Consider the following 14196-nt stretch of genomic DNA (forward strand, 5'->3'; position numbering starts at 1 on the left):
ACAGATTGTGCTTTATAAAATACCCTAAAACTTCTTAAACTCCCTACGGTCAGACAAAGAAGTTTCTTAACGGATATTTTAACAGCACAATCTAAGTTTTATGGAAAAACATTAATCCAAAAGTAGCTAACATTTAAATGAGCGTCATTTTTATATTGGTAAGTAAATACTGATGATTTATATGGTACGGTGCTGTCGCAGAGTTCTATTTTAGCAATGTATCTACATGTATTCTAAGATTTACAATTATTATACTAAGTATATATTTTGATTCCTAAGCGGAGCTAACATAATTAAATTAATAACCATCTTTTTTAACTAAAATAATTAAAAAACTTTCTTAAATTGAGTTATATAAATAAATCGGTATTTAAGCCACTTTTTTCAACCCCTTGTAAAGCTCTAAATTTTGATAAAAAAGTACCTGTCAAGATCGGCTGTAAGTCTGTTTGTTTCAACCTTGACAGGTACTTTTTTATCAAGCATACTTTGGTAAGTAAAGGGATTGAAAAACATTTGTAAAAACACAAAATTATTTACATACTGCTTAATTGATTAATCTATTATAATTAAATTTTTAATTATTGCGATTAAAAACTTAAATCAATTTATCGGCAACTTCATATATACTTCCAGCCCCAGTAGTTATAACCACATCATCCTTCTTAACATGATCTCTTATATAATCAGCAATATCATCAAAATCCTTTATATAAATAACATTCTCATTATACTCCTTGATCTTTTCAACCAAATCCTTAGAATGAATAGATCCATCGTTTTTCTCTCTTGCTGCATATATATCAGTTATTATAACAAAAGAAGCATCATTAAAAGAAGCTGCGAACTCATCTAAAAGTGAAGAAGTTCTAGTATAAGTATGTGGTTGGAATATACACCATAGATTTCCACTACACATATTTTTAGCTGCTGCTAAAGTAGCCTTAACTTCTGTTGGATGATGAGCATAATCATCTATTATAGTAGCTTCATTATAAGTACCCTTGTACTCAAATCTTCTTCCGACACCTTTATACTTATATATATTATCTCTTATAATATCTACATTTACACCAGAAACTAAAGATGCGCATATAGCAGCTGTTGCATTATATATATTATGAAGTCCTGGAACGCAAAGATCGAATTTTCCAAGATTGTTATTATCAAGTGAAAGAGAGAATGAGCCATGCCCAAATTTATTAAATGAAATATCACTAATAACCATATTGTTATCAACTGATATTCCATATCGTATAATATTAGAATTTACACCATCCAAAACATCAATACAGTCGGAATCATCCCCATTCACAATGAAGTATCCATCATTAGGAAGAAGTTTACCGAATTTATTAAAAGAATCTTTAACATCATCAAGACCATCAAAATAATCAAGGTGATCTGCTTCTATATTTAAAACAATAGATACCTTAGGATTGAAATTTAAAAAGCTATCAACATATTCACAAGCTTCAGTTATAAAATTTTCTGAATTACCTATTTTAACATTACCACCTATATCCGGTAAGTTACCACCTACAAGTATAGTAGGATCAAGATTTGAATACTCAAAAATCACAGATAACATAGAAGTAGTACTAGTTTTTCCATGAGTTCCAGATACTGCTATAGAATTTTCATACTCCTTCATTATTTGACCCAAAAACTCAGCCCTAGATAAAGTATTTATATTTTTAGAATGAGATTCTTTAAGCTCCTCGTTATCATCACTTATAGCAGCTGTATAAACCACCAAATCTATATCATCAGATATGTTTTCTTTCTTGTGACCAACGAATACTCTCATACCTTGCTTTCTTAAATTATTCACAGTATCTGAATCTTTAAAATCAGAACCAGAAACCACATATCCTTTATTTAAGCATATCTTAGCTAGTGCACTCATGCTTATTCCGCCTATTCCTATAAAGTGTATATGCATCTAAAATCATCCCTCCTTAATAACTGATATTATGTTATAATGAAAAAGTCTATATCTAAAAATTTTATAAAATAGACTTTTTGAAATACAATAATATAAAATCGATAAAACACATATGATTTACATTTATTTGAAAAAATTACAAATAATAAATTACATCTATTATTATTAATATGTATAAAACGTAAATTCTATTATAACATAATAATATATTTTAGTGGTTGAGTTGTATAAATTTATTGTGCAAAACAATTTAACAGGAGGTAGTATATGAAATTTAAAAGAACTGAAAGAATTGGAGCAATAGTTAAAATACTTTCAGACAATCCAAATAAAGTATTTACGCTAAGCCATTTTACAGAAAAATTTAATGCTGCAAAATCAACTGTAAGTGAAGATATATTGGTCGTAAAAAATGTATTTGAAAAACTAGACTTAGGAAAAGTCATAACAATAGCAGGAGCTGCAGGTGGAGTTAAATATATTCCAAAAATATCAGCCAAAGATAATGAACTTTTCTTAAATGAACTGTGTAAGAAGATAGATGACCCATCTAGAATTTTATCAGGAGGATTTTTATACTTAATAGATCTTATATATAGTCCAGAGATATCATCAAAAATAGGTAAGATATTTGCATCATACATAGATTATAGTGAAGCTGATTATATAGTTACAATAGAGACAAAAGGTATACCTATGGCACTTATGACAGCAAAAGCTATGAATCTACCTCTTCTTATAATAAGAAAGGATACAAAGGCATCAGAAGGTTCATCTCTTAACATAACTTATGTATCAGGAAGCAAGAATATAGTTCAAACTATGACACTTCCTAGAAAGGCCTTAAAAGAAGGATCTAAGGTAATACTAATAGATGACTTCATGAGAGGTGGAGGAACATTAAAAGGTATGCAGGATCTTATGAATGAATTTAATGCTGAAGTTATAGGAAAAGGAGTTTTAATATCTACAACTACTCCTAATGAAAAACTTGTAAAAGATTACGTATCTTTAATAGACCTAAAAGGAATAGACGAATCAAATGGAACTATAAATGTTGAACCGAATAAAAACTTTATAACAGATTAGTCAAAAAATTGGCTTCATGCTAACGCATGGCTCATGTCGCCAACGAGTCTTACGGTCTCGGTTGCTTAAAATAGTTGCAAATTTAGTAATTTAATCAACGTTATCTATAAATTGAAAATTTTATAATTTTCTAGTAAGTAAAAAATGCAATTTTTATAAAAATTGCATTTTTTTTATTTGAAAATAAAATAAAAAAATAATGTGTTAAAATCAGTAAGTATTACATAAAAATTGTAAAAAAATTAAAAGGGAATTGAAAAAGTTTGTAGAATATATTACCATAGAATATATTACCATAGAATATATTAATAACGATGTAACTTTTTATAATGAGTAGGGAATTATATTCATATTTAAATTATAGGTAAGTATAATTTCCGTTACGAATTTCAAAAAAGTATACATTTAAAACATTCAAAGAAAGACTTTTTTATAAAGGGGAGTGGGTATTTTGGAAATAACAGACGTTAGAGTAAGAAAGATAACAGATGATGGTAAGATGAAAGGTATTGTATCTGTTACTTTTAATAATTTATTTGTGGTACATGATATAAAAATTATAGAAGGACAAAATGGTCTTTTTATAGCTATGCCAAGCAGAAAAATAACAGAAGGCGAGTTTAGAGACATAGCTCATCCTATTAACTCTCATATGAGACAAGTACTTCAAGACAGCATACTAAATGCTTACGAGGAAGCTTTAGCTAAAATGGAAGTTGCAATGGAATAATATAAAATTGATAAATATACTTATATTGTTAAGAAAAAAATCTTAATAGTATAAGTATTTTTTTTTGAGTTTTCTAAAGATTTTCAAAAAATCAAAATCGAACGAAATATATAATATCCATTATTTTATATCGTATTATTATGTACTTTTTGGACAAAAAATGCTATAGTATTTAAGTGAAAGTGATACACTAATATGTACATGAGGTGAAATTATGAATTTAAAATCTATAATACTTGCTGCTGGTAAGGGAACTAGAATGAAATCTAAGCTTCCTAAAGTATTGCATAAAGTATGTGGAACTGAAATGGTAAATCATGTTATAAACATAGCTATGAAGGCTGGATGCAGTGAAAATGTAGTGATTCTTGGACATGAAGCCCAAATGGTTAAAGACAATCTAAAAGATACTGTAAAAACTGCTATACAAGAAAAACAGTTAGGAACAGGACATGCTGTTATAATGGCTAAAGATCATATAAAAGAAGATGATAAAATAGTAGTTTTATGCGGGGATACACCTCTTATAAAAGAGTCTACTCTACAAAGGCTATTTGATTATCACAAAGAAAATAAATGCGTTGCAACTGTTTTAACTACGAAGGTAGATAATCCTACAGGATATGGCAGACTAATAAGAGATGCTAATGAAGATGTATTAAAAATAGTTGAACAAAAAGACGCGACAGAAGAAGAAGCAAAGGTTAATGAAATAAACTCTGGTATATACTGCTTCAATGGAAAAGAGCTTAAAATGAGTTTATCTAAGATATCTAATAATAACAATCAAGGTGAATACTACCTTACAGATGTAATAGAAATCTTAAAGAATGAAGGGCATAAAGTAGGGGCTTATGAAGGCTCGACTATAGAAGAATTAATGGGTGTAAACTCAAGAGTAGACCTTCAAAGAGCAGAGAACATACTAAAAAATAGAATCAATCAATACCATATGGAAAATGGAGTTACTATAATAGATACTAACAATACATATATAGAATGTGATGTTAAAATAGGGATGGATACTATAATATATCCAGGAACTATAATAAAAGGAAATACTACAATAGGAGAAGATTGTACAATAGGATCTAATTGTAGAATCGAGAATTCTTTAATAAATAATAATGTTAAAATCCAATCATCTACTATAATTGACAGCACTGTTGGAAATAATACAACAGTTGGACCATATGCATACTTAAGACCCAACAGCTCAATAGGTGAGAATGTAAAAATAGGAGACTTCGTAGAAGTTAAAAACTCTACAATAGGAGATAATTCAAAAGCGTCTCATTTAGCTTATATAGGAGATGCAAGTGTTGGTAAAAATGTCAACATAGGATGTGGAGTAGTTTTTGTAAACTATGATGGAAAAAATAAATTTAAATCAATTGTTAAAGATAACGCCTTCATAGGATCAAACTGTAATTTAGTAGCTCCTGTTACAGTTGAAGAAAAAGGATATGTAGCTACAGGATCTACTATAACAGATGATGTTCCAAATGGATCTTTGTCAATAGCAAGAGCAAAACAAGTTAACAAAAAAGGTTGGGTAGATAAAAAAGGTATATTTAAAAAATAATTATATACAAAATTCTTCTGGGAGGTTATTCATATATGAATACTAGTGGTAGTGAAATCAAAATTATTACAGGAAACTCTAACCCTGAACTTGCAAAGAAAATAGCTGAGCATTTAAATGCAGACATAGCAAAAACTGATGTATCAACATTTAGTGATGGAGAAATATCTGTAAACATTCAAGAAACAGTGAGAGGAACAGACGTATTCGTTATTCAATCAACTAATAGTCCAGTAAACAATAACTTAATGGAATTATTAATTATTATTGATGGATTAAAAAGAGCATCAGCAGGTAGAATTACAGCTGTAATACCGTATTATGGATATGCTAGACAAGATAGAAAAGCAAAATCTAGAGATCCAATCACAGCGAAATTAGTTGCAAACTTAATAACAGCTGCGGGAGCAGATAGAGTACTTACTATGGACTTACATGCTGCTCAAATACAAGGATATTTCGATATACCAGTAGATCATTTACTTGGAGTACCAATACTTGCTAAATACTTTAAAGAAAAACAAATAGAAGATTTAGTAATTGTATCACCAGACCTTGGAAGTGTTACAAGAGCCAGAAACTTTGCTAATCAATTAGATGCACCAATCGCTATAATAGATAAGAGAAGACAACAGGCAAATGTATCTGAGGTTATGAATATAATCGGAGATATAGAAGGTAAAAATGTAATATTAGTAGACGATATGATAGATACTGCAGGAACAATAGTTAATGGAGCTAATGCTTTAAAAGAATTTGGAGCAAAAGAAGTATATGCTTGTTGTACACATCCTGTTTTATCAGGACCTGCAATAGAGAGAATACAAAATTCGGTTATAAAAGAGCTTATAGTTCTTGATACTATAAACTTGCCAGAAGACAAAAGAATAGACAAGATAAAGGTACAATCTGTTGCACCGATACTTGCAAGCGCTATAAATAAAATATTCTCAAATGAATCTGTAAGTTGTTTATTCAAATAAAAGAAATGGCTATTTAGCCATTTTTTTTGTTTTTAGGAATATATTAATAGAAGAATAGGGAATAGTGCAAAAAGTATGAAAAAAACATAAATATATGTTAAAATTAGATATGAAAGTATAATATAAGCATAAGGAGGAATTAAGACATGAAATTGGGAATAAAAAATAAAATGATAATAATGTTTACAGTTCTTATCAGTATTCCTTTGATAGTTCTTGGAATAAGTTCTTATAAAAAAAGTATATCTATAATAGATGAAGATTTAAAGGAACTTACATCTAGTACTATGAATGGAATAGAGATATCTATAGATAATTACTTGAATGGGTATAATGAAAGTATAAATATGATATCAAATAATATAGATGTCAAATCAATAGCAGAACATCCAGAATATGAAGAATTTATGATGCATATTTTTAAAGATTTTATAGATTCACATAAAGACTCTATATCTATATATTTAGGACTTGAAGATAATAGTATGTATACATATCCTCATGCTGAATATGAAGATGGATTTGATCCAAAGCAAAGACCGTGGTATAAAAATGCAGTTGAAAAAAACTCTATATCATGGACAGAGCCATACATAGATGTACATAGTAATAAATTAGTAGTAACGGCATCTGTACCTATATATGATACTAACAATAATTTTATAGGGGTTATAGGTATAGATATAGATCTTGATACACTATCAAAAAATATAAATAAGATGACTATAGGGAGTAATGGATATCCTATTCTTATATCATCTGATAAGATAATGATGAGTCACAAAAATCCTGAAAAAATAGGTGAATTTATAGACTCTAAGGATATAGCAAAGGCACTTGATGATAATAAAACTAGCGTAGAATATGAACATGAAGAAGATGGAAAATCAAAGTTGAAGTATGCAGAATTTAAGACTATGGAATCAACTGGATGGACAATAATAGGAAGTATGTATATTGATGAAATATATAATAAAGCTTATGATATGTTAAAAAAATCTTTAATAGTTGGATTGTTATTTTTATTAATAGCGATATCTATAGCTTACATATTCTCTAACTATATAACTAAACAAATAAGACTTATAATAGAACATGCTCAAAATGTAGGATCGGGTGATTTAACAGTACAATCTAGAATTAAAACTGGAGATGAATTTGAAGAACTTGCTGATATATTTAATGGCACAATGAATACATTAAGAGGATTGATAACTAATATAACTGATGTGACTATTAATGTAAGAGAATCATCTGAAAATCTAGCCGCAATAGCAGAAGAAAGTAGTGCAACTTCAGAACAGGTGGGAGCTACTATTGAAGAAATAGCAAGTGGAGCTGTGTCTCAAGCTCAAGAGGCTGAAAAAGGATATGAACTAGTAGAAGGTCTTGCAAGTAAGTTTGATGAATTAAATCAAAATACTAACGATATGTTTAAGTCCGCTGAAAATGTGGCTAATTCAAATGTGGCTGGATTTGAAGCTGTTGAAGAATTAATCGAAAAAACTAATAAAAACTCAGATGCTACTCTTAAAGTAGAAGAAGCTATAGTAGAGTTTAATAAAAAATCTCACGATATAGAAAATATATTGAATACGATAACAAATATAGCAGACCAGACTAATTTATTAGCACTTAATGCATCTATAGAGGCAGCAAGGGCTGGAGAACATGGTAAGGGATTTGCAGTTGTAGCAGATGAAATAAGAAAGCTTGCAGAGGGTTCAAGAGTTGCAACGGATGATATAAATAATATAATAGATAATTTAAGAAAAGATAGTGATAATGCTGTGAGTATTATGAATGAAGTAAAAGAAGTATCAAAAGAACAAGTAGATTCAGTTAACAAGGTTAATGATTCATTCAATGTTATATCAAGGTCTGTTGGAGATATAGCTTATAAGATATCTTCTATAAGTGATTTTATAAGGAATATGAATAAAGAAAAAGATTTGATAGTAGAGTCAATACAAAATATAGCAGCAGTATCAGAAGAAAGTGCATCATCATCTGAAGAGGTTAATGCTTCTATGCAACAACAGTCAGTAGCAGTTGAAGAAGTAGCAAAGCTTGCAGATAATCTTAATGGTCTTGCTATGAAGCTTACAGATGAAATAAAGGTATTTAAAATATAATTGTTATAAAAGATTAGAATTAATAACTGAATTTAGTTGTTAAGCTCAAAATGACACTCATTGAAATAACGCTACTTAGTCAATATTTTAATAAAACTACAAATTATGCTTTATAAAATATCCTAAAACTTCTTAAACTTCCTTTGGTCAGACAAAGAAGTTTCTTAACGGATATTTTAACACCACAATTTAAGTTTTATAGTAAAATATTAACTAAAAGTAGCTAACATTTAAATGAGCGTCATTTTTAATTGTCATGTAAATTGTATGATTTTAAACTTATTCATGATATTGGCAAGAAAACATAAGTAAAAACTATTTTGAGCAACGGAGTCCGTTAGGAATCGTGGGCTACAGCAGTAATGAGGTAGGATCAATTTTAGTTTATAGGTATTAATATTAAAAAACTGTCTATAAAAATGTTAGTGAATGATTTTAGATATTTTGATAAAGATATCGTTGTATTCACGGTATTTTTGTAGACAGTTTTTAATAACCTACATAAATCAACAGCGTAGAGGTATTTTAACGTTTTTTCTTTTGAATTAAGCATATGAATTTGTTTTTATATTGTAATATAAAAATTTTTAAATATGTTATAATAATATAGTTACCAAAAATGCAAAAACAGGAGGATTTTAAATGTATGTAGTAGTAGGACTTGGGAATCCAGGGAAGCAATATGATAAAACAAGACACAATGTTGGATTTGATGTTATAGATATTTTAGCAAAGGATAATAATATACAAGTTAACAAAATAAAGCATAAAGCTATTATAGGAGAGGGAAGAATAGGAACTGAGAAAGTAATACTTGTAAAGCCACAGACTTTCATGAATTTAAGTGGACAAAGCTTACTTGATATATATAGTTTCTATAAACTAGAGCCTGATAATATAATAGTTATATACGATGATATAGATCTTGACGTGGGTAAAATTAGAATAAGAAAAAAAGGAAGCGCTGGTACTCATAACGGAATGAGATCTATAATATATAATCTTAAATTTGATGATTTTAAAAGAATAAGAGTAGGTGTATCAAGACCTCAAAATGGTCAAGACCTAGCTTCATTTGTGCTGTCTAAATTTAAAAAAGAAGAGATGGATTCTTTAAATGAAAGTCTACAAAGATCAGCATACGCTGTTGAAGCTATAATAAAAGAGGGAATTGATGTATCTATGAATAAATATAATGGTTAATGAAAGGTGATAAATATGAATAATATCTTCACATATCCATTGAATAATTCTTTGGCATTTAATACTCTATTAGAAATGATAAATAATAAGAGGTCTCCTCTTTTGATAAATGGACTAATACCTTCTCAAAGAACTCATATGAGCTATAGTATTATAAATAAATTAAATAGACAGGCTATAATAATAACTCATAGTGACCTTGAAGCTAAGAATATATATGAAGATTTGAATTTTTATATGGGAGATAAAGCTGTATATTTACCTTTTGAAGAAATATTGTTTTATTTCTTAGATGCAAAGGATAGACAAGAAGAGTCTAAGAGGATGAAAGTTCTATTAAAGCTTGTAAAAGAAGAAAACATAGTAATTGTATGTTCAATAGAGGCAGTACTCAAAAAATATATACCAAAAGATGTATTTAAAAATAATATATTGAAATATACTATGGATGATACTATAAATATAGATGAACTATCATCAAAGCTTGTAAGGCTTGGGTATGAAAGAGTTAATAAGGTTGAGGGAGTAGGACAGTTTAGTATAAGGGGTGGAATAATAGATATATACTGTGCAAATACAGACTACCCTTTGAGAATAGAATTATTCGATGATGAAATAGATTCTATAAGAATGTTTGATATAATATCTCAAAAATCGATAGAGAAGATAACAGAGTTTGAGATAATACCATCAAGAGAGATTCTATATCCAGATGATATAGAGAAAACTCTAGATAATCTTCAAAATGAAATAAAAGATGATACTAGTGATGATGTTCACTCTAATATGTTAAAGATAAAAGAACTTATGTACTTTGAAGGACTTGAAAATTATATAGATTATATGTATGAAGATCAAGACAAAAGTATATTCTCTTATCTAAAAAAAGATGCTTTAATTATATTTAATGAACCTGAGAGAATAAAAGAAAAGTCTCAAAACTATTATGAAGAATTTGAGTCAAACTACAAGGTCAACTTAGAAAGACATACTGTTTTATCATCTCAAATAAATTTGATAAATAGATTTGAAGAATTAGATTATTTCATTAAGGATAGGTTTATAATACAAAATAGTGTGTTATCAAAGCAAGTAGAGGAATTTAAGCCAAATAGTATAATTAATTTTAATTCAAGAGAAATAACAGTATTTAATTCAAAAATGGAATTATTTATAGATGAAATAAATAATCTAAAAAAACAAGGATACAAAATACTAATAGTACCTGGATCTTTGGAAAAATCCAAAAAAATATATAATGACTTACTAGACTTAGGAGTTGAAGTTATATTTTCAAAAGATAAAGGTTCTCAAATTAAAAGTTCTCAAATAATGATAACTCCAGGAAGTATATCAGAAGGTTTCTTATGTAGTGATTTTAAGTATGCTTTAATAACTGATAAAGAAATATTTGGAGTTCACAAAAGAATATCTCAAAAGAAAAAGAAGAAGTTCAAGAATGGGAGAAAGATAGAAAGTTTCTTAGAACTTAGTGTTGGAGATTATGTGGTACATGAGGGCCATGGAGTAGGAAGATATGCTGGAATTGAACAATTAAAAGTAGAGGGAATTAAAAAAGACTACATAAAAATAATTTATGCAAACTCAGATAGTTTGTTTGTTCCAACTGATCAAATGGATAAGGTTCAAAAGTATATAGGTCAAAATGTTGAGAATGTAAAACTAAATAAGCTTGGAAATAATGAATGGTCAAAGGCAAAAAATAAGGTTAAAAAATCAATAGAAGATATGACAAAGGATTTAATAGAACTTTATGCAAAAAGGAAAAAAGCAAAAGGATATGTATACAACGAGGATACCCATTGGCAAAGAGAGTTTGAATCTTTATTCCCGTTTGAAGAAACTGGGGATCAGATAAAGGCAATAGAAGATGTTAAATCGGATATGCAGTGCGATAAGGTAATGGATAGGCTAATATGTGGAGATGTTGGTTATGGAAAAACAGAGGTAGCAATAAGAGCGGTATTTAAAGCTTGTATGGAATCAAAACAGGTAGCGTTCTTGGTGCCGACTACAATATTAGCTCAACAACACTTTAATACATTCGAAAAAAGATTTGAAGATTTTCCTATAAGGGTAGAAGTTTTAAGTAGATTTAAAACTCCAAAGCAACAAAAACAAATAATTGATGATATTAAAAAAGGACTTGTAGATGTTGTAATTGGAACTCATAGAATAATATCTAAGGATATTGAATTTAAGCAACTAGGACTTATAGTAATAGATGAGGAGCAAAGATTTGGAGTTAAGCATAAAGAAAAGCTTAAAAAATTAAAAGCATCAGTGGATGTATTAACTCTTTCTGCAACGCCTATACCGAGAACTTTACATATGTCACTTAGTGGTATAAGAGATATGTCTTTAATAGAGGAGCCACCTCAAGAAAGACATCCTGTACTTACTTATGTTGTTGAATCTAAAGAAAGCATTATAGCTGATGCAATAGAGCGAGAAATATCAAGAGGAGGTCAGGTATTTTTTGTTTACAATAGAGTTGAGGGCATTGAGAGAATAGCTACCCTTATAAAAAAACTCGTACCATCTGCAAGAGTGGCCCTTGGGCATGGAAAGATGAGTGTTAGAAATTTAGAAAAGATAATGATAGGATTTCTTGAAAAAGAATATGATGTATTGGTTTGTACTACAATAATAGAAACTGGAATGGACATCCAAAATGCAAATACAATAATAATATACGATGCAGACAAAATGGGACTATCTCAGCTTTATCAGTTAAGAGGAAGAGTTGGAAGGTCATCAAGACAGGGATATGCTTATTTTATGTATGAAAAAAATAAAATGCTAAGTGAGGTAGCAGAAAAAAGACTTAAAGCTATAAAGGAATTTACTGAATTTGGTTCAGGATTTAAAATAGCTATGAGAGATCTTGAAATAAGAGGAGCAGGAAATATACTGGGATCTCAACAACATGGTCATATGGCGGTAATAGGATATGATCTTTATGTCAAAATGCTAAATGAATCTATAAGAAAAGTAAAAGGCGAAGATGTAGTTGAACAAATAGATACAGAAGTAGATTTAAATGTAAATGCTTATATACCTGGTAATTATATAGAAGATGAGAGAACCAAGATTGAGATATACAAAAAAATAGCAGCTATAGAGAATAAGAAAGACAAAGATGATATAGAAGAAGAAATAGAAGATAGATTCTCTGATATACCTATTCCTCTTAAAACTTTAATAATGATAGCATATATTAAAGCACTTGGAAAACAGCTAAAAGTAGAATCTATAAAGCAGCTAAAAGATACAGTATATCTAAAACCGTATTATAAATTTAAACCCAAGGAAAAAAATCATTACAAATTGATTACAGAAATTGCTAACGTTTTGGAAAAGATGATATAATAACCTTGTTAAAAAAAATGAGAGGATGTTTGATATGAAAAAAATAATGGTGGCACTGCTTATGGCTTTAATGGTATTCTCGCTTACAGCATGTAGCTCGAAAGAATCAAAAGACGTAGTCGCTAAGGTTAATGATAGAGTAATAACTGTTAGTGAATACGAAAAGACGCTAGCTATGTATAAAAAGAATTTTGAGGGAATATATGGACCAGATATATGGACTAAAGAAATTGAAAAAGGAAAGACAGTAATAGAGGTTATAAAAGAACAAGTTCTTAACAATATGATAAATGATGAGGTAGTTTATCAAGCGGCTCAAAAAGAAAATATATCTGTAGAAGATAAAGACTTAGATGCTCAGCTTAAACAATTCAAAACTCAACTTGAATCAAATGAAGAATTTAAGAACTTCTTAAAAGAAAATAATATAGACGATCAATTCTTAAAGAATCAACTTAAAAAAGATATATTAATATCTAAATACAAAGAAAATTATATAGGATCTTTAGAAATGAACGACGAGAAATTAAAAGAGTACTATGAGACTAACAAAGAAAAGTACAAAAAAGAAGAAGTAAAAGCTTCTCATATACTATTTAAGACTGTTGGGGACGATATGAAGCCTGTATCAGATGCAGACAAAAAGGCAGCAAAGAAAAAAGCTGATGATATATTAGTAAGAGCAAAGAATGGAGAAGACTTTGCATCTCTTGCTAAAGAATACTCAGAAGATACTGTTTCAGGAAATAATGGTGGAGATCTTGGATATTTTGGAAAAGGCGTTATGGTTCCAGAATTTGAAAAGGCAGCTTTTGAAATGAAAACTGGAGAAATATCTGATTTAGTAGAGAGTCAATTTGGATACCATATAATAAAGGTTATTGATAAAGTGAATGAAATTATACCTTTTGAAGATGTTAAGGATCAAATAAAGGCTACTATAGAAACTGATTCATATAAAGAAAAGATTGAACAGCTTGAAAAAGGTAATAAAATTGAAAGACATGAAAAGAATATAAAGAAATAAATTAAAGGGGCTATCTTACGATAGTCCTTTTTTGTTAATAAATTACATTAATAAAAAAGACTATATAGAGCAAATTATTACAGAGTATAGTTTTTTTGAAGGG

Annotated in this window: 9 protein-coding genes and 1 pseudogene; 9 read left to right on the plus strand and 1 reads right to left on the minus strand. The window is 28.9% G+C overall.

Translation table 11 applies throughout. From position 1 onward, the window contains the following. Positions 1-598: 598 nt before the first annotated feature. Positions 599-1945 carry a UDP-N-acetylmuramate--L-alanine ligase gene (gene murC, locus WJW32_RS05025; protein WP_340255900.1) on the minus strand — a complete coding sequence of 449 codons (1347 nt, stop codon included), beginning with the start codon at positions 1943-1945 and terminating at the stop codon, positions 599-601. Positions 1946-2215: 270 nt separating this feature from the next. Here murC and purR point away from each other — a divergent pair, with 270 nt between their 5' ends. The 9 genes and pseudogenes from purR to WJW32_RS05070 all read left to right on the plus strand — a co-directional run bounded on the left by purR (position 2216) and on the right by WJW32_RS05070 (position 14093). Further along, positions 2216-3037 (plus strand): pur operon repressor, encoded by an 822-nt coding sequence (gene purR, locus WJW32_RS05030; RefSeq protein ID WP_340255903.1) that lies wholly within the window; start codon positions 2216-2218, stop codon positions 3035-3037. Between the two features lie 451 nt (positions 3038-3488). After that, positions 3489-3767: a septation regulator SpoVG gene (gene spoVG / locus WJW32_RS05035; RefSeq protein ID WP_099190948.1), complete on the plus strand. Its 279-nt coding sequence runs from the start codon at positions 3489-3491 to the stop codon at positions 3765-3767. 214 nt (positions 3768-3981) lie between these two features. After that, positions 3982-5352 (plus strand): bifunctional UDP-N-acetylglucosamine diphosphorylase/glucosamine-1-phosphate N-acetyltransferase GlmU, encoded by a 1371-nt coding sequence (gene glmU, locus WJW32_RS05040; protein ID WP_340255907.1) that lies wholly within the window; start codon positions 3982-3984, stop codon positions 5350-5352. Between the two features lie 35 nt (positions 5353-5387). Next, the gene (locus WJW32_RS05045) at positions 5388-6335 is read left to right on the plus strand and encodes a ribose-phosphate diphosphokinase (RefSeq protein ID WP_340255910.1); all 948 of its coding nucleotides are present in this window, start codon (positions 5388-5390) and stop codon (positions 6333-6335) included. 146 nt (positions 6336-6481) lie between these two features. Continuing rightward, positions 6482-8470, plus strand: a complete 1989-nt coding sequence (locus WJW32_RS05050) for a methyl-accepting chemotaxis protein (protein WP_340255913.1) — start codon at positions 6482-6484, stop codon at positions 8468-8470. Positions 8471-9112: 642 nt separating this feature from the next. After that, positions 9113-9673 (plus strand): aminoacyl-tRNA hydrolase, encoded by a 561-nt coding sequence (pth, locus tag WJW32_RS05055; RefSeq protein ID WP_340255915.1) that lies wholly within the window; start codon positions 9113-9115, stop codon positions 9671-9673. A gap of 15 nt (positions 9674-9688) precedes the next feature. Further along, positions 9689-13066, plus strand: a complete 3378-nt coding sequence (gene mfd, locus WJW32_RS05060) for a transcription-repair coupling factor (RefSeq protein ID WP_340255918.1) — start codon at positions 9689-9691, stop codon at positions 13064-13066. A 22-nt stretch (positions 13067-13088) separates the two neighbouring features. Then, positions 13089-13538: pseudogene (locus WJW32_RS05065) on the plus strand (SurA N-terminal domain-containing protein); the annotation flags it as partial. 39 nt (positions 13539-13577) lie between these two features. Then, positions 13578-14093: a peptidylprolyl isomerase gene (locus WJW32_RS05070; RefSeq protein WP_340255969.1), complete on the plus strand. Its 516-nt coding sequence runs from the start codon at positions 13578-13580 to the stop codon at positions 14091-14093. The last annotated feature ends 103 nt before the right edge of the window (positions 14094-14196 follow it).

Source organism: Tepidibacter sp. Z1-5 (genome assembly GCF_037844525.1).
GTDB lineage: Bacteria > Bacillota > Clostridia > Peptostreptococcales > Peptostreptococcaceae > Tepidibacter_A.

Coding starts and splice junctions, on each gene's coding strand:
- murC (WP_340255900.1), bottom strand. CDS start 1,945: ATGCATATACACTTTATAGGAATAGGCGGAATAAGCATGAGTGCACTA.
- purR (WP_340255903.1), top strand. CDS start 2,216: ATGAAATTTAAAAGAACTGAAAGAATTGGAGCAATAGTTAAAATACTT.
- glmU (WP_340255907.1), top strand. CDS start 3,982: ATGAATTTAAAATCTATAATACTTGCTGCTGGTAAGGGAACTAGAATG.
- WJW32_RS05045 (WP_340255910.1), top strand. CDS start 5,388: ATGAATACTAGTGGTAGTGAAATCAAAATTATTACAGGAAACTCTAAC.
- WJW32_RS05050 (WP_340255913.1), top strand. CDS start 6,482: ATGAAATTGGGAATAAAAAATAAAATGATAATAATGTTTACAGTTCTT.
- pth (WP_340255915.1), top strand. CDS start 9,113: ATGTATGTAGTAGTAGGACTTGGGAATCCAGGGAAGCAATATGATAAA.
- mfd (WP_340255918.1), top strand. CDS start 9,689: ATGAATAATATCTTCACATATCCATTGAATAATTCTTTGGCATTTAAT.
- WJW32_RS05070 (WP_340255969.1), top strand. CDS start 13,578: ATGAACGACGAGAAATTAAAAGAGTACTATGAGACTAACAAAGAAAAG.